Source organism: Labrenzia sp. OB1 (genome assembly GCF_001624695.1).
GTDB lineage: Bacteria > Pseudomonadota > Alphaproteobacteria > Rhizobiales > Stappiaceae > Roseibium.
In genome coordinates, this window is record NZ_JSEP01000009.1 from 125,982 (window position 1) to 146,594 (window position 20,613).

A 20,613-nucleotide genomic window follows, 5' to 3' on the forward strand; every position below is an offset into this window, starting at 1 on the left:
AAAAGCCGCCAGTGAAAACCCCACAACCTGCCGGAGAAGAAAAGATCCATGACGGAGCGTTCCACCGATATCGGCAAAAGGATGCCGGAAGGCCTGAAAGCGCTGATGAGCCGCGCGGATGGCGCGGACCGCGCGCCGCCTCCGGTAGAAAAATGGAACCCGCCTTTTTGCGGAGATCTCGACATTCGCATCGCCCGGGACGGAACCTGGCACTATCTCGGTTCGCCTATTGGACGCGAAAGGCTCGTCAGGCTGTTCGCATCTGTCTTGCGCAAGGATGAGGACGGCAGGCACTACCTGGTCACCCCGGTGGAGAAAATCGGCATCACCGTGGAGGATGCGCCGCTGCTTGCCGTCGAAATGGCGGTGGAGGGCAAGGGGCAAGACCAGGCCGTGACGCTCCGGACGAATCTTGGGGATCTCGTGACCGTTGGCCCCGATCATCCGGTGCGGTTTGAAAAAGAAACGGACAGCGGAGGTCTCAAGCCCTATGTTCTTGTCAGAGGCAGGCTCGAGGCGCTCTTTACGCGCGCCCTCATGTATGAGCTTGCGGACATGCTGGAAGAACGAGAAGAGGGAAATGGTGTGGCATTGGGGGTCTGGAGCGGAGGTGCGTTTTTCAGCCTGCCTCGCGATCTGCTCGACGCGCTGGAATGAGTACCCGATCCCTGAAACGATACCAGACGGCTGACTTCATGACTGCTCCCCTTGTGAACACTTCAAGTACCGGATCCGACTGGGCGCAGTACCTGCGGGAACGTCTTGCGGATGCCTCCGGGCGAAACCGCGAACTGGAAACGGGCGACCACATTCTCAACCCGGATCTGGGGCCCTATGCAAGATGGGAGGGCCCACCCCGGGATGCCGCGGTTCTGATCGGACTGGTTGACGGCCGGGATGGGCCCAATGTGATCCTGACCCAGCGCACCGGGCATCTGAATTCCCATGCGGGCCAGATCGCCTTGCCCGGAGGCAAGATCGATCCGCAGGACGAGGGGCCTGTCGCAGCGGCACTGCGGGAGGCGGAGGAGGAAATCGGTCTCCAGCCGAGGCGTGTCGAACTTCTCGGAAGTCTGGCACCCTATCTGACCGGCTCCGGCTATCGTGTCGTACCGGTCGTGGGAGCCGTTACGGAGGCAACCGCCTTGCGTCCCAATCCTGAGGAAGTCGATGACATTTTCGAAGTGCCGCTCGCTTTTCTCATGGATCCCGCCAACCACCAGAAGCTGAGCCGGAACTGGGAGGGGCGTCGGCGTTACTTTTACGCGATGCCCTTCGGTGAACGGTATATCTGGGGTGTTACCGCCGGTATCATCCACTCATTTTACGAAACGGTATGTCGCTGATGCTTCGAATTGTCCTTACGCACCTGTTTCTGTTTCTGTTGCCGTTCTTTTGCTACGCCCTGTGGCTGTGGCTCAGCAAGCGGAGCAGCCATCCGGATCGCTGGTCCAAGGGGCCTATCGCATGGCTGACGCTTGCCGGGCTCGTTCTGGTCATCTCGGGTCTTGCCGGAATGGCCTTGCTCGAGCGCAGTCCTCAAGGCTTGAACTTCATACCGTCCGGAATGCAGGACGGCGTTTTTGTTCCCGGACGGTTCGAATAACACCATGTCATCGGCTGCGGACGAGATACTTGCCCGGGCGGACTGGCTGCAGAGCGCGGCTGTCCAGGCCGTGTTCGCCGCCATCGAACAGGATGGCGACGAGGCACGCGTCGTGGGCGGGGCCATCCGCAACACGCTTCTGGGGCATCCGGTGCCGGACGTCGATATCGCGACGACTGCTTTGCCGCAGAACGTGATGGAGCGCGCGCGCGTGGCGGGCTTGAAAGCCATCGGAACCGGCCTTGACCACGGAACGGTAACTGTCGTGAGCCGCGGTCTTCCGTATGAGGTCACCACCTTGCGCGAAGACGTCGAGACCTTCGGCCGGCAGGCGCGGGTTGTCTTCGGCACGAACTGGGTGAGGGACGCCGAACGCCGGGACTTCACCATGAACGCGCTTTATGCCGACAGGAGGGGCCGTCTGTATGACCCTCTTGACGGCCTGGAGGATTGTCTCGCCGGGCAAGTCCGCTTCATCGGAGATCCAGATGCGCGCATCCGGGAGGACTATCTCCGCATCCTGAGGTTCTTCCGGATCTTCGCCGCCTACGGAGAGGGCGACATGGACGCGGACGGATTGGGGGCCTGCCTGCGGCAGAGAGAAGGCCTGCGGCAATTGTCCGGCGAACGGATCGGCCACGAGATGCGCCGCCTTTTGCGTGCGCGGCGGGCCGCCCCGGCCCTGCGCCTCATGAACGATTGCGGGCTCTGGGAGATCGCGACGGGCGGACTTGCGCGCACAGAAGATTTCAACGCCTTGCGGGGGCTGGAGGATCTGGCCCCGGAAACCAGGGATCCTGAACTCGCACTGGTCGTTCTTGCCGGTTTCGTCCGCGAGGATATTGAACGGGTCTGCGACCGGCTCCGCCTTTCCAATGCGGAACGCAAAAGGATGAAAGCTGCCTGGGCGGTCATGAAACGGTTGAAGGACCCGGTGAATCTGCCATCGGCGGCTTCGCTTCTTTACGAGTTCGGCCGCCTGGGGGCTGTCGACGGGTTGCTCGCGGTCTGGGCGGATCTGCGTGCCCGGAAAACCGCTGACGATCACAGGTTTGCAGAGCTGCTTTCAGGTTTGCGGACAGAGCCGGTGCCGGAGTTCCCGCTGAAGGGGGCTGATCTGATCGCGGCAGGACATCCGCCTGGTTCGGGACTAGGTAATTTTCTCAAGTGTCTGGAAGAGGAGTGGCGTGAAAGTGGATTCGGGCTCAGCAAAAGGGAACTTATGAGGCGCATTACGGAATGCCTTTAAGCGTATTTTAAAGAAAATTGCGCGATCTCTTCCAGAGTTTGTTCATGATTAAACGTGTAGACTTGATTTGAACATTTAGATGGGTGCGATTGGGGGGCAGAGAGTGGAAATTGTTCTGATTTCAGACGGACCTCTTCCAGTCGATTCACCCGCGCGCAAGCTGCCGTTTTTCTTTGCCGCGCGACTGGTCGATATGATCACTCTGTCGCCGCAAACGGTTGCCGACGCAAAAATTGCTGTCGTGGAGTTACAGAACGCAACCGAGCCGGGATTAAAGGTTCTCAAGGCAATCTGGGAAGACCTCGCCTCCGTTCCGGTCATTTGCCTGGTTGACAGGAAGTCCCGCCGGGAAAGCATTCAGGCAGCGGCGCTCGGAAATGCGCACTTGTGCGATCGCGATATGCCACTGGTCCTGCTGCTGAAACGGATCAACAGTCTCGTCAACGAAGACCTGTGTGCTGCCCTGCCTGAGAATGCGCCCGCGCAAACCGTTGAAGCCTACCGGAAAAGCAACGCGTTTCTGCAAAGTCTCTGCCTTTCGACTGTGGAAGATTCACCTATCCAGATCAAACTTCTGAACGACAGCGCCGAAGAATTGCTGACGGCTCTCTCGCTCAACGGCCTTTCCACCTGGCTGGAGGCCGTGCACACCCATCACAGCGGGACTTACAGCCATTCCCTGATGGTGGCGGGTGTTGCGGGCATGTTCGCACTGCACCTGGGCTGGACGGAAGAAGAGTGCAAGGAAGTGATCGCCGGGGGCCTGGTGCATGATATCGGCAAGATGCGCATTCCGCTCTCCATCCTCGACAAGCCGGATGCGCTGACCGGGGAAGAGCGCAAGCTCATATACAAACACCCGGTATTCGGCCGCGACATTCTCAAGCCACGTATGGAAGTTTCGGTCGGGATCAAGAAAATCGCGATCCAGCATCATGAATACATGGATGGTTCCGGCTACCCGCTGGGACTTGATGGCAGCCGGATTTCCCCGCCGGTTCGTCTGATGACGATCAGCGATATCTTCTCCGCGCTGACCGAGATACGGGCCTACAAGGATGGCGCTCCGGCCCGGGTCGCCATCGATATCATGAGGAAGATGGGTCCGAAACTGGACCAGGAGATGCTCTCCAGTTTTCAGGATATGGTTCTGAAGCGGGATCTCGGCGACGTGAAGCGGCAATCGATACACGCCAGTGGCGGTGCCGCCGCCTGACAGCGGTCTTGTTTGTTGAAGTTGGTATTACGGCCATTTCACCAGCGGCGGCATTGAGGACAGGATGGACGCGACGTTTCCGCCCGTTTTCAGGCCGAAAATCGTCCCCCTGTCGTAAAGCAGATTGTATTCCACGTATCTGCCGCGCCGGATGAGCTGTTCCTCGCGCTCCGCGTCCGTCCAGGTCTTCTCGAAGTTCCGCCGCACCAGTTCCGGATAGACATTCAGGAACGCCAGCCCGACGTCTTTGGTGAAGGCGAAATCGTCGTCCCAGCCGCCACTGTTGAGGTAGTCGTAGAAAATGCCGCCGATACCACGCGGCTCGTTGCGGTGTTTCAGGTAAAAATAGTCGTCGCACCAGGCCTTGTAGGCTGGGTAGTCCGCAACCTCATGGGCGTCGCAGGCGGCCTGCATTGCCGCGTGGAAGGTTGTCGTGTCCGGGTCGTCCTGAGTGCGCCGGGCATCCAGAACCGGTGTCAGGTCCGCGCCGCCGCCGAACCACTGGCGGGTGGTCACGACTATTCTGGTGTTCATGTGGACCGCGGGAACATGCGGGTTGCGCGGATGGGCAATCAGGCTGATGCCGGAAGCCCAGAAGCGCGGGTCTTCCTTGGCGCCGGGAATCTGGCCGCGGAACTCCGGCGAAAATTCACCGTGAACTGTCGAGATATGCACGCCTGCCTTCTCGAACACGCGGCCATGCAGCATGGACATCACGCCTCCGCCGCCCTTGGCGCCCGAGCTGTCGGTCCGCTCCCAGGGAGTGCGCTCGAACCGGCCCGCGGGCTGATCGGCGCAAGGGCCGGTGAGGGAGCCAATATGGTCCTCCAGATCCTCGAAGGCCTTGCAGATCCGGTCTCGCAATTGCTGGAACCAGTCCGGGGCAGTGATCTTCTTTTCTTCGATACCGTCCGGGACCGGACCGCCACGAGTTTCAGGAGAGGCAGCATTCATGTGATCGGCCTTGAAGGTTCTGGTCTGTCATGGACGGAAACTGGATTATTCCGGCGTTTTAGGAAATGAGTCCGTTTGCCGCAAGGCCTCGCCCAGCACCATCCCGGCGGAAACCGCCACATTGATGGAGCGCATGCCCTCGGCCATGGGAATTCTGAGCCGGGCGTCGGCGACCTGATGCACCTCCTGCGGAGCGCCGCTGCTTTCACGGCCCATCAGCAAAATATCTTCATGGCTGAAGGAAAAGCCCGTATAATCGGTATCCGAGCCTGTGGTCAGCAGAATGAGGCGCCGGTCCCTGTCCCTGCGCCAGGTGTCGAAATCCTCAAAACAGGTATGGCGCCGCATTGACGCCCTTTCCAGATAATCCATGCCTGCGCGTTTGAGCGCGCTGTCGGAGATCGGAAAGCCAGCAGGTTCGATCAGATGCACGGTGACCCCCATGCAAGCGGCAAGACGCAGGATCGTGCCGGTGTTTTGCGGGATATCCGGCTGAAAGAGGGCTATGTCGGGCATGGGATCCTGGGCAACTGACAACAGGCTGCGGGCATAGCAGCGGCGGACGTCCTTGTCATCGGTACGGCCCCGGTCGTTACATTATTTCCCATGTCGTTTCATTCCCATTTATGAAACCACACCCTAGCATGTGAGCAAGATTCGCTCCTGCCTCCATGGAGACGCCTGTGTCCCCGATTTTTCGTGTCTTTGAAACCTGGATCGATCCGTTCCGGGCCCCGCCCAGCAAGGATATGCCGCGAAGCGGCATCGCCTTTCTAATGTATTTCATCAGCCAGGTCCGCTGGCCCTTTGCCGCGATGCTGGTGCTTGGTGGCGCCGTGGCCTTTATCGAGGTCGGGATTTTCAACTTCCTTGGCGATATCGTCGATCTGCTGGACAGCGGAAACAAGGCGACTTTTTTCACCGACAACGCCTGGACGCTTCTGGGGATGGTTCTTGTCGTGCTCGTGCTGCGGACGGTCACGCTGACACTCATGGCGCTTGTTGAAGAACAGACCATCATTCCGGGATTTTTCAACATGGTGCGCTGGCAATGCCATGGGCGGGTCATGAAACAGGGCCTCGGCTTTTTTCAGGACGATCTGGCCGGGCGGCTGTCGCAAAAGGTCATGCAATCGGGCTATTCCGCCGGAGACTTCATGGTCAACCTGCTGCAGGTCGTCTGGTTTATCCTGGTTTACGCCATCACCACACTGATCCTGGTCACGGAGCTGGATATGCGGCTCGGTGCGATTGTCGGGCTCTGGCTGATCTGTTTCGTTGTGATCGCATGGGCCTTCGTGCCACGCGTCCGCAATGCGTCCAGGGCCGCCGCCAATTCCTATTCCGGTGTGATGGGCCGTCTCGTAGATACCTATACCAATATCCAGTCCGTGAAGTTGTTCGGCTCCACAGTGGAGGAGAGCCAGGGTGCCAAATCCGCGGTAGAGGCCTTTATCGGCAAACTGCAGGCATTCACCCGGCTCCTGACCACGGTCCGTATGACCATGGTCATTCTCAACGGGGTGATGATCGTCGCGATCACCGGCATGGCGCTCAAGGCCTGGCAGGATGGAGCCGTCAGCACCGGCCATGTCGCCTTTGCGCTCAGTCTGGTCCTGCGGCTGAACATCCTGCTCAACCGGCTGTTCAATCAGCTCAACGGCCTGTTCCGCCACTTCGGATCGCTTCAGGACAGCATGGAAACCATCGTCAAGCCGATAACGCTTTCCGACGTGCCGAATGCCCGGAACCTAAATGTACAGGCAGGCGCGGTGACATTTGAGAACATCCGTTTTCACTACGGCAAGAAGAACGGCGTGATCGATGATCTGAGCCTGAAGATCAATCCGGGCGAGCGGTTAGGTGTTGTCGGGCCGTCGGGCGCGGGCAAAACCACCCTGGCAAGTCTTCTGCTGCGGTTCTTTGATGTGGAATCCGGGCGGATCCTCGTGGATGGCCAGGACATCAGGGACGTGTCGCAAGATACCCTGCGCCGAGCCATCGGCATGGTGACGCAAGACACGTCCCTGCTGCACCGCTCGATCCGGGAAAACATACTTTACGGGCGGACATCGGCAAGCGAAGAGGAACTGATCGAGGCCGCCCGCAAGGCGCATGCCCTCGATTTCATCCGGGGCCTCGAGGACAAGCGGGGCCGGAAAGGGTTTGACGCATTCGCGGGTGAACGCGGTGTCAAGTTGTCGGGCGGCCAGCGTCAGCGTATCGCCATTGCACGGGTGCTCCTGAAGGATGCCCCGATCCTCGTGCTCGACGAGGCGACCTCGGCTCTGGATTCGGAAGTCGAAGCGGCTATCCAGGAAAACCTGCAGGGATTGATGGCCGGAAAGACAGTGATCGCCATTGCCCACCGCCTGTCGACGATTGCCGCCATGGACCGCCTGATCGTCATGGACAAGGGGCGGATCGTGCAGGGGGGGAGCCATGAAGCCCTTCTGGCCAATGAAACGGGTCTCTACGCGCAACTCTGGCAGCGTCAGTCCGGTGGGTTCCTGAAAACGGAAACCGAGCCGGCCTGAGGGCATGGTTGAAGCGAAGGGAAGGGGCTCACATCCGGGCGGTAACCGTATGACACCGCGCTTCGGGCAGATAACCGCTGATCCGCCACGGCTTCCAGTCCGTAGACCTCCCGCAATCCAAAAGAGGTTTCCATGCCACAGCTCGTTATCGCCTATTTTCTTACGGTTTCGGTTTTTCTTGCCGTGGACTTCATCTGGCTGTCGCAGATCGCCACCCGGTTCTATTTCGACCGGCTGGGGCATCTGATGATGGAGAAGCCCAATTTGACCGCTGCGGCGGTGTTTTATGTTGTCTACGTTGTGGGGATCATCATCTTCGCGGTGGGGCCCGCGCTCAAGAATGGCAGCATGGGGACTGCCGTCGTCTATGGTGCCCTGTTCGGGTTCTTCACCTATGCGACTTATGATGTCACCAACTTCGCGACGCTCAAAAACTGGCCGCTGAGCGTTGTCGCCGTGGATATTGCCTGGGGCACCACCTTGTCGGCCTTCTCCGCCGGTTCAGGCTATTTTCTGACCCGACTGGTTTCCTGAAAAGGCGTCATGCAGCTTTATAAGGTGCAACCGGCATAAATTTTCGCCAGTTCTCAGTCTAGATCCTGTCGTTTTTTTACAATTTTCGCCGAACTTACAGGTTTGAGGGCAAGTAATTATTGATATTAATGACAATATTCATTAGGTGATTTCCTGATTAGAAATTGTATGTGGATTTTCCAATAAGGTAAAATCCGATTGTTCCCTGAAGTGAAGGCGGGTTATGTCAGGATTTTTGGCGGGATTGCCAATTTTGGATCTGATAATCTGTCTGGTGGCGGTGGTTGTTTTCTTCGTCATCGGGTATTTAAGTGGGCTCAGAAGGAACGCTGCGGCGCAGGATACGGGTGTGTCCGAATTCGGCAACGATGCCGCCATCCTGAAACTCGTGGTGGAACATGCCCATGAGGGCCTGGTGATGCAGGACATCTACGGGCGTATTGAATGGACCAACCCGGCTTATTCCCGCATCACAGGCTATTCCGCCGAAGAAATCCGGGGGCGGCGGCCGCAGGAATTCATTCTCGCGCCAGAGAGCCAGATTCCTCCGGAAGAAATCGAGACCTACAAGTTCGATTTGACAAAATACCAGTCCGGTTTCGAGGAGCTGATCCGGAACAGACGCAAGAACGGGGAGTATTTCTGGAACCAGCTGACCTTCGCGGTTTTCGAAGGAAAGACTTCGGAAGCCTCGAAAATAATCGTAATTTGCCGTGACGTCACCAGCCAGGTTGAGCACATGAAAGAGCTGGAACTGGCTCGCAAAACGCTCAAGCACCAGGCCGAACATGACGATCTGACCGGCATAGCCAACCGGGCCAAACTGTCGAAGTTTCTTCAGGAAGCCGTCTCGGCGGCCAATGAGGCGGAGCGGAACATCGGCATCATTCATTTCGATCTGGACCATTTCAAGGAAATCAACGACAGCCATGGCCACGGGGTGGGAGACGCCGTCCTGCGGCACGCCGCCAATGTGCTCAAGTCAGTGCTGGGGGACAGGGGGCTTGCCGCAAGGACTGGCGGTGATGAGTTTATCGCGGTCGTTTGCGAGCCGTGCAGCCGCGAGGAGTTGCAGGCGCTGGGCAGCCGGCTCCTTGATGGCCTGGCAAAACCCGTGAAGGTGGACAGCCTGAGCCTGCAGGTGAGCGTCAGTGTCGGGCTGGTGCTCGCCGAGAATGCGAAGTCGAGTGCTTCCGAATTGATCAACCGCGCCGACATGGCGCTCTATGCCGCCAAGAAATCGGGACGCAGCCGGATCGCCTGGTATACGGATTCCCTTGGAGCGGCACATCGCCATAAGCGCATGACGATGGCGCAGCTCGACCAGGACCTGGAATCCGGCCGACTGACCCTGCTTCTGGAGCCGCAATACAGTTTCGAACACCAACGGATCATAGGTTACGAGGCATCCGCTTGCTGGCTGCATCCTTCACAAGGGCTGGTCGACCCGGTCGAGATGCTGTCCGTGCAGGAAGATTTCAAACGCATAGCCAGAATTGAACATTTTGCGCTACGCGGCGGGATTACGGAGATCAAGCGGCTCCGGGAAACCTCGAACCATCCCTTTTTCCTGTCCGTCAACCTGACGGGCGCGAGCCTGAAGGACGCGGGCTTCAAGGATGCTGTCGCGGACCTGTGCGAGGAGAACCTGTTCGCTAGGCAGGACATCGTCGTTGAGTTGGACGAGAGTATAATCCGGCTCGACGAGCCCGAGGGTCTGGGGGATCATCTCGGCAAGATTTCCGAGTTGGGCTGCCAGATCGCACTGGACAAGTTCGGCAGCGGAAATGGCGGAGCCGGTCAGCTCATTCATCTCAATGCCAACAGAGTGAAGATCAGTCCGTTGCTGATTTCGGGCCTCAGGGACGGGACAAGTCAGCAGCAACTGGTCGAATCGATCATCCGGCTGGCCGTCACGCTCGGGCTGGAAACATCCGCGGCAGGTGTGAACACGCCGGAAGAGGCGGGGATCCTGAGAAAGTCAGGTTGCGCGGTGATCCAGGGAGAGGTGATCTCAAAGCCGATGACCCCGAGACAAGCGGAGTTGCATTTCCAGGATTTCATGCCGCAGTTCGAAACGCATTAGAGTCATGTGGAAGCGGTTGTGTCCCAACGGCAACAGTCGCTCCGTCATGCTGCATTTGGTCGCATTTTTTCTTTTCAACGCCTGCGATTGCGGTTACCAACGTAGCCAGTCAACCGTCGATGGTTGGCTTTTCAACCCAAGCAGCCGCCCGGCTGCGCAACCAGGAGGGCTTACATGATAGATCGTCGCATGATCCACCCATCTGCCGCCTTCATGGGTTGTCCGGGTTCCGCTGTCCGCTTCCGCTAGGAAGCCACAGCCCCTCTCCATTCTTCAAGACCTTGCGGTGACCGGCTCAAGCCGTTCCGTACGTGCTGCACGCGTGTTGTACCCGTGTCTGCCGTCACCAGTATAACGATCCCGTTTCGGAGCTGATTCCGATGTCTATTCAATACGCACCGCACGTCGCTGCCCTGGCAGAGCGTTCGGATTTCGAAGTGCCGCCTCCGAAAGAGCCCCAACCGGGACTTTTTCGCCGTATCCGCCGCATTGCGGTGGCCGGTGGAGTCTTTTTGGCACTGACTTTCGCGATTGCCGTGATGTTTTTCATTCCGGTGCTCGTTTTCAATCTGGGCCGGATCGAGGCTCTGGAAGTTGCGGGTGAGCTGATCCCGGTGACGGTGTTCGCCGACCAGCTCGCCGCGCTTTTCTGGGGGACGTTCATCCTTGCCCTTACATTTACGTGTCTGGTCGCCGGCTCGCGTCTGTGCGCTCCCGACAGCTTTGTTCGCCCGGTTCAGCAACCGCCGCTTCAAGACAGTTCACTGCATCTGGTCTCTGTTCTGCGGTTGATCGGGTCTGAGAGGTAAACATGTTTGACCGGTTCGAAAAACTCGTTGATCCGTTTGAAAAAACGGACCTCGATGTGCCTCCGAACGGATTTTGGGCCTTCTGTTGGTATTACACCAAACCTGTGTGGCCGATCCTGGCCGCGGTCTCGGTTCTGGGCGCGATTATCGCGTTCCTGGAAGTGATGATCTTCACGTTTCTTGGCGAGCTGGTTACCTGGCTCGGCACGGAAAACGCGGAGACATTCTTTCAGGACAACTGGCCGCAACTGATATGGATGGGATTGGTGGTCGTCGTGTTGCTCCCGGGCTGCGCCGCCATCTGGGAAATCCTTTTCCATCAGGGTCTGATGGGCACTTATCCCATGTCGGTACGCTGGCGGGTTCACCGCTATCTGCTTCGGCAGAGTATATCGTTCTACCAGAACGATTTTGCTGGCCGGATCGCCAACAAGCTTATGCAGACGGCGCTTTCGGTTCGGGAAGTCGTGACCCGCATCGCCGACATTCTGGTTTATGTCGCGGTGTATTTCATTGCCGCCCTGTTCGTGGTGGCGGATGCAAGCCTCTATTTCCTGATCCCGTTCGCAGCCTGGTTCGGGTGCTACATGGTGACCATGCGGATCTTCATTCCGCGCTTGAAAAATGTTTCCAGGGAGCAGGCGGATACGAGGTCGCTCATGACCGGGCATGTCGTCGATGCCTACACGAACATCTCGACGGTCAAGCTGTTCTCCCACGCCGAACGCGAGGAGGAATATGCCAGGACGTCGATGACGTCGTTCCTGAAAACTGTCTTTCGGCAAATGCGGCTGGTCACGGGGATGAACATCACCCTGACGATGATCAACATGTTGCTGCTGTTCTCGGTGGCGGCGATGTCGATCGGACTGTGGCAGGTCGGGCGGGTGACCACGGGTGAAATTGCGGTGGCGGTTGCGCTTGTCCTCAGATTTCAGGGCATGTCGCAATGGATCCTGTGGGAAGTGTCGGGACTGTTCGAGAATATCGGAACGGTTCAGGACGGCATCAACACCATCGCGCGGGAGCGGGATGTCGTCGATGCTCCGGATGCCGTCGGACTTGCGGTTCCCGCAGGCGAAATCCGCTTCGAGGGGATCTGCTTCCATTACGGCAAGCAGTCAGGTGTCATCGAGGATCTGGACCTGACAATCCGCTCCGGAGAGAAAATCGGCCTGATCGGCAGGTCCGGCGCCGGAAAGTCCACGCTGGTCAACCTGCTGCTGCGGTTCTACGACCTGGAGCGTGGCCGGATACTGATCGACGGTCAGGATATCGCCAAGGTGCGCCAGGACGATATCCGCGCCAATGTTGGTGTCGTGACGCAGGACACATCGTTGCTGCACCGGTCGATTTTCGAGAACGTTGCCTATGGCAAGCCGGACGTCAGCCGTATCGAGGTGGAAGCTGCGCTCGAAAAAGCGCATGCCCACAGCTTCGTGCGGGACCTGTCGGACCTCAATGACCGCACCGGGCTGGATGCCCATGTCGGCGAACGGGGTGTCAAGCTTTCCGGTGGTCAGCGCCAGCGGATCGCGATCGCCCGGGTGCTGTTGAAAAACGCGCCGATCCTGGTTCTCGACGAGGCGACTTCGGCACTCGATTCGGAGGTGGAACTGGCGATTCAGGACAGCCTGTTCGACCTTATGGAGGGTAAGACCGTGATCGCGATTGCCCACCGCCTGTCGACCATCGCGGCCATGGACCGGCTGATCGTCATGGACGAAGGCCGAATCATCGAAGAGGGCTCGCATCAGGAGCTTCTTGAGAAGAACGGTCTTTATGCGCAGCTGTGGCAGCACCAGTCCGGCGGGTTCCTCTCGTCCGTCGTTGCGGCCTAATATTAACAAAGAAGAAACGCGGGACCGAGATTCAGTTGAATTACGGTCTTGCGCTTCTTAACCAAATAAGGGCAGAAAAGCGGCAAGGCGGAGCTTTTGGCTGCGACATATATGTTTCGAGGCGTTTGTTGAACTGGACAAGCGTTTCGAAGGGTGCAAAAAGACAAACCGCTTGACCGGCGCGGAGAGAGTGCCGTACCCGGTCCCCGAGAAGCCCGGCATCGTTCCGAGCCCCTTCTTTCCTGAAAAGAAGGGTCTCCCGAACGTTATGCGGGCTTTCGGTACAGGTTGAACAGGTTTCGAGAGGACGCGACCTTGGTACATTCGGAACAGGCGGAACCGACCCGCCGCGATTTCCTCTACATTGCGACTGGCGCCATGGGCGTTGTAGGCGCCGGCGCGCTGGTATGGCCGTTCGTCGATCAGATGAACCCGGATGCCTCCGCATTGGCTCTGGCTTCCATCGAGGTCGATGTGTCTGCCGTCGAAGAGGGCCAGTCAATTACAGTCAAATGGCGCGGGAAGCCAGTTTTCATCCGCAACCGTACGGAAACGGAAGTGGACGAAGCCAAGGCTGTTCCCGTGGACGATCTTCCGGACCCGCTGGCGCGAAACGCCAACCTTCCGGCGGATGCGCAGGCAACCGACCCCAACCGCGGCGTCGCCGGTCAGGAAAACTGGCTGGTTCAGGTCGGGATCTGTACCCACCTGGGCTGCGTGCCAATCGGCGATTCCGGCGATTTCGGTGGCTGGTTCTGCCCGTGTCACGGTTCTCACTATGATACCGCCGGCCGTATCCGCAAGGGCCCGGCTCCCGAGAATTTGCTGATTCCGCCGCTCGAGTTCGTCAGCGGCTCGACGATCAAGATCGGCTAACGGCAAGAAATTTCAGGAGACAGCCATGGCTGGACATTCAAACTATGTACCGCAGAGCGCCGCGGCAAAGTGGCTGGAGAGCCGCCTGCCGGTCATTTCGCTCGTGCGCGGCTCTTTTGTCGATTTCCCGACCCCGAAGAACCTGAATTACTGGTGGGCCTTCGGCGGCATCCTTTTTTTCGTGCTGATCGCGCAGATCATCACCGGCATCGTCCTGGCGATGCACTACACGCCGAACGCGGGCCTCGCCTTCGACAGTGTCGAGCATATCATGCGCGACGTGAATTTCGGCTGGATGCTGCGCTACCTGCACACCAACGGCGCGTCGATGTTCTTCATCGCCGTATATATCCATATTTTCCGCGGTCTCTACTACGGCTCATACAAGGCGCCGCGCGAGATCTCCTGGATCCTCGGCGTGATCATCTTCCTGATCATGATGGGCACGGCCTTCATGGGCTACGTGCTTCCCTGGGGCCAGATGTCCTTCTGGGGCGCGACGGTTATCACCAACCTGTTCTCGGCCATCCCGATGGTCGGCGAGGCGATCCGCACCTGGTTGTGGGGCGGCTTCGCGGTCGATAACGCGACGCTGAACCGCTTCTTCTCGCTGCATTACCTGTTGCCGTTCATGATATTCGGCGTGGTTATCCTGCACGTGTGGGCATTCCACACGACGGGCAACAACAACCCGACCGGTGTGCAACCGAAGACCAAGCAGGACACCATTCCTTTCCATCCGTACTACACGGTAAAGGACCTGTTCGCGATCGTCGTCTTCATGATCTTCTTCTCCTGGTTCGCTTTCTATGTGCCGAACTACATGGGCCATCCGGACAACTATATCGAGGCGAACCCGCTGGTGACCCCGGCGCATATCGTACCCGAATGGTATTTCCTGCCGTTCTACGCGATCCTGCGCGCCGTTCCCGACAAGCTCGGCGGTGTTGTGGCGATGTTCGGTGCAATCGCGATCCTGTTTGTCCTGCCCTGGCTGGATACATCCAAGGTCCGCTCCGGCACCTACCGTCCGCTGTTCAAGCAGTTCTTCTGGATCTTCGCCCTGAACGCGGTGGCGCTCGGTTATCTCGGCGCGATGCCGGCGGAAGGAACCTATGTTCTTCTCTCCAGGATCTGCACCATCTATTACTTCGCCCACTTCCTGATCATCCTGCCGATGCTCGGGTTCCTCGAGAAACCGCGGCCGGTGCCGACTTCCATTTCCGAAGCGGTGCTGAAGAGCGGGGCCGGCAAGCCGGCCGGTGCGACAGCCGCACCGGACACGAAGTAACGCGAACCGGATCAGGAGTTAGTTGAGACAATGAGCACCATGATCAAAATGGTTCGTTCCTTCGCCACGGTGGCGGCCCTTGCCGCCGCCACCCCGGCTCTTGCCGCTGGTAACGCGCCGCATATCGAGCGTGAGCAATGGTCCTTCTCCGGACCATTCGGCTTCTTCGATCGCGGCCAGTTGCAGCGTGGCTTCAAGGTCTACCAGGAAGTCTGCGCGTCGTGCCACGGCGTGCGGCAGCTCGCCTTCCGTAACCTTGCCGATTACGGCGGGCCTAGCTTTACCGAGGATCAGGCAAAGCAGATCGCGTCCGAGTATACGGTCGTCGACGGTCCCAACAGCGATGGCGACATGTACGATCGTCCGGGTATCCTGGCGGACAAGTTCCCGTCACCGTTCCCGAACGAGGAAGCCGCACGTGCATCCAACGGCGGAGCCTATCCGCCGGACTTCTCGCTGCTGGCAAAAGCACGCGCCGGACATCGCGGTTTTCCGTGGTTCGTCTTCGATGCGTTTACCCAGTATCAGGAGCAGGGCCCGGACTACATCTACGCGCTGCTGACCAGCTATCCGGAAGAAAATCCGGCGTGTCTGGGAGAGGATTTCAGCGGTTACTACAACCCGAAATTCCTTGGCGGTTCGGTGACTGCGGAAGAGTGCGCGCATGAGCATCTGACCGGTGGCCCGATCGGCATGGCGCCGCCGCTTTCGGAAGAAATCGTCGAATATACCGACGGCACGCCGATGACGGTCGATCAGTATGCACGCGACGTTTCCGCGTTCATGATGTGGGCTGCAGAGCCGCATCTCGAAGAGCGCAAGAAAATCGGCTTCCGCGTGATGATCTTCCTCATCTTCTTTGCCGGCCTGCTCTACTTCACCAAGAAGAAGATCTGGAGCAACGTCGACCATTGATCGAACGTTGACACAGTGCATTATGAAAGCCGCCGGTTCCCGGCGGCTTTTTCTTTGAGAGGTGACGGAATGCGCCGCATATCGATTTTCCTGGGCGTGCTGCTTTTTCCCGCATCGGTGTTTTCCCAATCCGCGGCAATGCATTCGGTTGCTGTTCTGGACCTGCAGATCGCCATGAGAGCCGCACTGCGGGCGGTCGAGGTCTGCACCGAGGCCGGACATCAGGTCGGCGCGTCGGTTGTCGATCGCTTTGGCGTCGAACAGGTGACGCTGCGCAGCAACATGGGCGGGGCGCATGTGGCCGAAACGGCACGGCGCAAGGCCTGGACGGCGGCAAGCTTCAACATGCCCACGCTCGATATGGATACGCTCGCCGAACCCGGCAGGGCCTGGGGCCTTGCGACCGTCCCGGGCGCGGTGACGCTTGGCGGCGGGCTGCCGATCGTGTCCCAGTCCGGTGAACTGCTCGGCGGCATCGGCGTTGCCGGCGGTGGCGGCGGCGACAACGAGGCGCAATGCGCCAAAGCCGGCCTTGACGCAATTGCCGATCAACTGAAATAAACCACGCGGATTGTTGTCCGGCGCTGAAACCCAGGGCCGGATGGACCGGATATTTATCAGGAGCGGGCATGGCAGACGCAGTCTTGGGCATCATCGGCGGGTCGGGCATTTACGATTTGCCGGGTCTTGAGAATTCGGAGTGGATCAGTGTCGAAAGCGCATGGGGAACACCTTCCGATCAGGTGCGGATCGGCACCGTTGACGGACTGAAGATCGTCTTCCTGCCGCGTCATGGCCGGGGCCATGTCTATTCGCCGACCTCCATCAATTACCGCGCCAACATCGATGTCATGAAGCGCTGCGGTGTCACCGACCTGCTGTCCGTCTCCGCATGCGGTTCGCTCAAGGAGGAACTGGGGCCGGGAAGGTTCGTGCTTGTGGATCAGTTCATCGACCGGACGATCGCGCGGGAAAAGAGCTTTTTCGGTACCGGATGCGTCGCCCATGTGTCCATGGCGACCCCTGTCAGCCCGAAACTCGTCGATGCCGTTGCCGCCGCAGCAGAAGCCGAAAACCTCGCCTACACCAAGGGCGGGACCTATCTTGCCATGGAAGGGCCGCAGTTTTCCTCACTCGCCGAAAGCAAGCTTTACAGATCCTGGGGTTGCGATGTGATCGGCATGACAAACATGCCGGAAGCCAAGCTCGCCCGCGAGGCCGAGATCTGTTACGCGACCGTTGCGATGGTCACCGATTACGACAGCTGGCATCCGGACCACGGTGAGGTCGACATCCAGGCGATCATCAAGGTGCTGCACGAAAATGCCGACAATGCGCAGCGTCTCGTTGCCCGCGTTGCCCGCGACCTGCCGCGCGAACATCAATCCTGCCCGGCCGGTTCCGACACGGCGCTGGAGTTCGCCATGATGACGGCGCCGGAAAAACGGGATCCGGAACTGGTCGCCAAACTGGACGCCGTTGCCGGACGCATTCTGAACAAGGCCACCTGAGCGGGGGCCAACTGCGGACGCGAGTGAAATGACTTCGACCGGCGGCCCAAACTTGCTATAAACCACGGCCGGACCCGGTCCCGGTCCGGCGTCAGATCAAAAGCCCGGCCCAGTTGCCACTGTTCCGGGAACCGCACCAGAAAGAGAGTTCGATGACCGAACAGACGATCCAGGATGAATTGATCTCGTCGATACGCACGATCAAGGACTATCCGAGCGAAGGGATACTGTTTCGCGACATCACCACGCTGCTGGGCGATGCAAGGGCCTTCCGCCGTGCGGTGGACGCTTTGGTGCAGCCGTGGGCCGGATCGAAGGTCGATCAGGTTGCCGGCATCGAGGCGCGCGGCTTCATTCTGGGCGGCGCGGTTGCCCATCAGGTTTCCTCGGGCTTCGTTCCGATCCGCAAGAAGGGCAAGCTGCCGCATGAGACCGTGCGCATCGCCTATTCGCTGGAATACGGCCTGGACGAGATGGAAATGCACAAGGACGCCATTCAGCCGGGGGACCGGGTCATCGTGGTGGATGACCTGATCGCCACGGGCGGGACCGCGGAGGCGGCCTGCAAGCTGCTCAGGTCCATGGGTGCGAATATCGAGGCGGCTGTCTTTATCGTCGATCTGCCGGATCTGGGCGGGCGCAAGAAGCTGGAAGCGATGAACGTTCCGGTGCGCACCCTGGTGGAATTTCCGGGTCACTGAGCGCTCATGCAGGGAGGAACCGGCACAGGGGGCGGCAAGCCGGAATTTTCGCAGGCGTTTCAGCGGGACTTCGAAACCCTGCTGAAGTGGCGCCGCGATGTGCGCCGCTTCCGGACCGATCCTCTTCCCGAGGGTGTTCTCGATCATCTTCTCGCTCTGGCCGATCTTGCGCCGTCCGTCGGCAACAGCCAGCCCTGGCGGATCGTGATCGTCGACAGCCCGGAAAAGCGGGCAGGTATCGTCACGACTTTCGAGACGGAAAACGAAGCGGCCGCGCGCCGCTATGACGAGGACGCGGCGCAGCGGTACCGGCAGCTCAAGCTTGCGGGCCTGAAGGAAGCACCCGTTCATCTGGCCGTCTTCTGCGATGGTGAGCCCGCACAGGGACATGGCCTCGGACGGGCCACCATGCCGGAGACACTCGCCTATTCCACTGTCAGCATGATCCACACCTTCTGGCTGGCGGCGCGGGCGGAGGGCGTCGGTGTCGGCTGGGTATCGATCCTGGATCCGGGCGCCGTCGGGAAAATCCTCAAGGTTGACGAGGACTGGCGGCTCGTGGCTTATCTATGCGTCGGTTTTCCGGAAGAAGAGCATATCGATCCGGAACTTGAACGCGCGCAGTGGCAAGCGCGCAGTCCTGTGGAGACGCGGTTGTTTCGGCGTTAGAGCATCCCGGGTTCGGACGAACCCGGTATTGCTGCACTTGTGTTTCAAAAGCGGTCAACGCTATTGCCGTCGTGTATTGCCGCATGACGGCAGGTTGATCTGGGAGCGATTAATGCCTGTGATCATTCGACATACCGAAGACAGAGACCATGCGGACGTGCATCAGCTGCTCACGGACCGCTGGACCGCGCCGGAGATCATGCTTGATAACGAGATGCTCGATGCTTCGCGCCTGCCCGGATATGTCGCCTATGACGGCGCTGAACTTGTCGGCCTCGTCACGCTGGTCAAGCGCGAGGGCGAGTGGGAAATCCTGACGCTGGATTCGATCAACCGTTGGGGCGGGGTTGGCAGCCAGCTGCTCGATGCGGTGATCAGTGAGGCGCGGTCGAAAAACGTCCCGAGGCTGACCGTGCGCACCTCCAACGACAATCTGGATGCCTTCCGCTTCTACCAGCGCCGCGGTTTCCGCCTGGAGCGGATCGGCCAGGGGGTTATCGACGAAGAGCGGAAACAGAAGCCGGCCATTCCGCTGCGCGGCGACTACGGTATCGAGATCCGCGACGAAGTGCTGTTCGCCCGAACTCTCTGAACCGGATTACCCTTCAAGAGTTGAGCGCTGACGGAGCTCTTCCGCTGTGAGCGCCGTCTCCGCGTGCCAAGTTGCACTGCAGCGAACAATAGTTATAATTGCCATATCCCACCATCATCTCCCTCGTTCGAGGGGGACCCGACCCTGTTTTGCTCAGAATTTCTGAGGAAGGAATTTTATGCCTGAAGTCAAGTCGCTCGAGTCAGCTGAAGACATCTCGGAAATTGCTTTCGGATTCATGGGGTCAAAAGCCCTTTTTTCTGCTCTGCATGTGGGATTGTTTTCAACTCTTTCCGAAGCGACTTTAACTCCGGAAGAAGTCGCTGCGAAAAGTCTTCTTGATCTCGACCGTGCGACGACATTGCTGACGGCGCTGACAAGCCTCGGACTGGTGCGCCGGGATGGGGACGGGTTCACCAATTCTCCAGCGGCCGAAGCGTTTCTTGTGAAAGGGCGCAAATATGATTTCGGTGATTATCTGCGGTTTCAGATCGACAGGCAGATGTATCCGTTCATGACCCAGCTCAACGATGCGCTGACCGACAGTCTCGACAAGGATCAGGTTGCGTCCTACGAGGACTGGTTCAGCGACCCGGAAGAAGCGCGGCTCTATTCGCGCTCCCAGCATGCCGGTTCACTCGGACCGGGGCGCGGGCTTGCGAAAATGGTGGATCTGTCCAAGGTGAAAACGCTTCTGGATGTCGGCGGGGGAACCGGCGCGTTTTCGATTTCCCTGTGCAAGGCCTATCCGCAACTGACGTCGACCATTCTTGATTTTCCGAATGTGGCCGGGGTTGGCGAGGAATTCATCGCGGAAGAGGGACTTTCGGGCCGGATCACCTACCGCCCGGGCAACGCGCTCAAGGACAGTTGGCCGGAAAGCGCGGACGCGGTGCTGATGTCCTATCTTTTTTCCGGTGTTCCGGGAACGGCGATCCCCGGTCTGGTGCGCAAGGCCGGTGAGGTGCTTACACCCGGCGGGCGTTTCATGGTGCATGACTTCATGGTCGACGAGAACCGTGAAGGTCCGAAACTTGCCGCGCTCTGGCAGCTTCAGCATACCGCTTTCAATCCGGAGGCCCGATCCATCACCAGCGACTATGTGGCTGGGCTGATGGAAGCGGCCGGATTTGACGAGGTCAGAACGGAAGTGATGATCCCCGGCATGACCATGCTCGTGCATGGCCGCAAGCCCGCCTGATACGTCGCCGGTCCGATTTCATCTG

General features: G+C 59.1%; 21 protein-coding genes. 19 read left to right on the forward strand and 2 right to left on the reverse strand.

The window, feature by feature from the left end:
- The first annotated feature begins 81 nt into the window (after positions 1-81).
- The 5 genes from OA90_RS14100 (at position 82) to OA90_RS14120 (ending at position 4,071) form a co-directional block, all read left to right on the forward strand.
- A complete protein-coding gene (locus OA90_RS14100) occupies positions 82-657 on the forward strand; it encodes a DUF1285 domain-containing protein (protein ID WP_068413021.1) in 576 nt (191 codons plus the stop codon).
- Between the two features lie 38 nt (positions 658-695).
- A complete protein-coding gene (locus OA90_RS14105; protein ID WP_068412719.1) occupies positions 696-1,346 on the forward strand; it encodes a CoA pyrophosphatase in 651 nt (216 codons plus the stop codon).
- On the forward strand, positions 1,337-1,606 hold the full coding sequence (locus OA90_RS14110; protein WP_208986134.1) for a DUF6111 family protein: 270 nt from the start codon (positions 1,337-1,339) through the stop codon (positions 1,604-1,606). Before OA90_RS14105 ends, OA90_RS14110 begins: the two co-directional genes overlap by 10 nt.
- Before the next feature lie 4 nt (positions 1,607-1,610).
- Positions 1,611-2,855, forward strand: coding sequence for a CCA tRNA nucleotidyltransferase (locus OA90_RS14115; protein WP_068412721.1), 1,245 nt, complete (start codon positions 1,611-1,613; stop codon positions 2,853-2,855).
- Between the two features lie 103 nt (positions 2,856-2,958).
- Positions 2,959-4,071 carry an HD domain-containing phosphohydrolase gene (locus tag OA90_RS14120; RefSeq protein ID WP_068413025.1) on the forward strand — a complete coding sequence of 371 codons (1,113 nt, stop codon included), beginning with the start codon at positions 2,959-2,961 and terminating at the stop codon, positions 4,069-4,071.
- A 27-nt stretch (positions 4,072-4,098) separates the two neighbouring features.
- Here the strand turns inward: OA90_RS14120 and hemF are convergent, their stop codons facing one another.
- Together hemF and OA90_RS14130 are read right to left on the reverse strand one after the other, a co-directional pair.
- Positions 4,099-5,025 carry an oxygen-dependent coproporphyrinogen oxidase gene (gene hemF, locus OA90_RS14125; protein ID WP_068412723.1) on the reverse strand — a complete coding sequence of 309 codons (927 nt, stop codon included), beginning with the start codon at positions 5,023-5,025 and terminating at the stop codon, positions 4,099-4,101.
- Between the two features lie 45 nt (positions 5,026-5,070).
- The gene (locus OA90_RS14130) at positions 5,071-5,541 is read right to left on the reverse strand and encodes a tRNA (cytidine(34)-2'-O)-methyltransferase (RefSeq protein WP_068412725.1); all 471 of its coding nucleotides are present in this window, start codon (positions 5,539-5,541) and stop codon (positions 5,071-5,073) included.
- Positions 5,542-5,708: 167 nt separating this feature from the next.
- On the opposite strand from OA90_RS14130, the gene OA90_RS14135 reads away from it, so the two are divergent.
- From OA90_RS14135 to OA90_RS14200, 14 genes are all read left to right on the forward strand, one after another.
- Positions 5,709-7,562: an ABC transporter ATP-binding protein gene (locus OA90_RS14135; RefSeq protein WP_347876835.1), complete on the forward strand. Its 1,854-nt coding sequence runs from the start codon at positions 5,709-5,711 to the stop codon at positions 7,560-7,562.
- A gap of 132 nt (positions 7,563-7,694) precedes the next feature.
- Positions 7,695-8,096 (forward strand): DUF2177 family protein, encoded by a 402-nt coding sequence (locus tag OA90_RS14140; RefSeq protein ID WP_068412730.1) that lies wholly within the window; start codon positions 7,695-7,697, stop codon positions 8,094-8,096.
- Between the two features lie 253 nt (positions 8,097-8,349).
- The gene (locus OA90_RS14145) at positions 8,350-10,182 is read left to right on the forward strand and encodes an EAL domain-containing protein (RefSeq protein WP_199823712.1); all 1,833 of its coding nucleotides are present in this window, start codon (positions 8,350-8,352) and stop codon (positions 10,180-10,182) included.
- 380 nt (positions 10,183-10,562) lie between these two features.
- Positions 10,563-10,991 carry a hypothetical protein gene (locus tag OA90_RS14150; protein ID WP_068412736.1) on the forward strand — a complete coding sequence of 143 codons (429 nt, stop codon included), beginning with the start codon at positions 10,563-10,565 and terminating at the stop codon, positions 10,989-10,991.
- A 2-nt stretch (positions 10,992-10,993) separates the two neighbouring features.
- Entirely contained in the window at positions 10,994-12,832 is a 1,839-nt protein-coding gene (locus tag OA90_RS14155; RefSeq protein ID WP_068412742.1) for an ABC transporter ATP-binding protein, read from the forward strand.
- 315 nt (positions 12,833-13,147) lie between these two features.
- The gene (petA, locus tag OA90_RS14160) at positions 13,148-13,708 is read left to right on the forward strand and encodes a ubiquinol-cytochrome c reductase iron-sulfur subunit (RefSeq protein WP_068412744.1); all 561 of its coding nucleotides are present in this window, start codon (positions 13,148-13,150) and stop codon (positions 13,706-13,708) included.
- Positions 13,709-13,733: 25 nt separating this feature from the next.
- Complete coding sequence (locus tag OA90_RS14165; protein ID WP_068412754.1) at positions 13,734-14,999, forward strand: cytochrome b/b6; 1,266 nt, start codon at positions 13,734-13,736, stop codon at positions 14,997-14,999.
- Positions 15,000-15,029: 30 nt separating this feature from the next.
- Positions 15,030-15,914: a cytochrome c1 gene (locus OA90_RS14170; protein WP_068412756.1), complete on the forward strand. Its 885-nt coding sequence runs from the start codon at positions 15,030-15,032 to the stop codon at positions 15,912-15,914.
- Positions 15,915-15,983: 69 nt separating this feature from the next.
- Complete coding sequence (locus tag OA90_RS14175; protein ID WP_068412769.1) at positions 15,984-16,475, forward strand: heme-binding protein; 492 nt, start codon at positions 15,984-15,986, stop codon at positions 16,473-16,475.
- A 68-nt stretch (positions 16,476-16,543) separates the two neighbouring features.
- Entirely contained in the window at positions 16,544-17,425 is an 882-nt protein-coding gene (locus tag OA90_RS14180; protein WP_068412771.1) for an S-methyl-5'-thioadenosine phosphorylase, read from the forward strand.
- A 152-nt stretch (positions 17,426-17,577) separates the two neighbouring features.
- Entirely contained in the window at positions 17,578-18,126 is a 549-nt protein-coding gene (locus OA90_RS14185) for an adenine phosphoribosyltransferase (protein ID WP_068413028.1), read from the forward strand.
- Positions 18,127-18,132: 6 nt separating this feature from the next.
- Positions 18,133-18,795, forward strand: a complete 663-nt coding sequence (gene bluB, locus OA90_RS14190; protein WP_068412773.1) for a 5,6-dimethylbenzimidazole synthase — start codon at positions 18,133-18,135, stop codon at positions 18,793-18,795.
- Positions 18,796-18,907: 112 nt separating this feature from the next.
- Entirely contained in the window at positions 18,908-19,387 is a 480-nt protein-coding gene (locus tag OA90_RS14195; protein WP_068412774.1) for a GNAT family N-acetyltransferase, read from the forward strand.
- A gap of 178 nt (positions 19,388-19,565) precedes the next feature.
- Positions 19,566-20,588, forward strand: coding sequence for a methyltransferase (locus tag OA90_RS14200; protein ID WP_068412775.1), 1,023 nt, complete (start codon positions 19,566-19,568; stop codon positions 20,586-20,588).
- Positions 20,589-20,613: the final 25 nt, after the last annotated feature.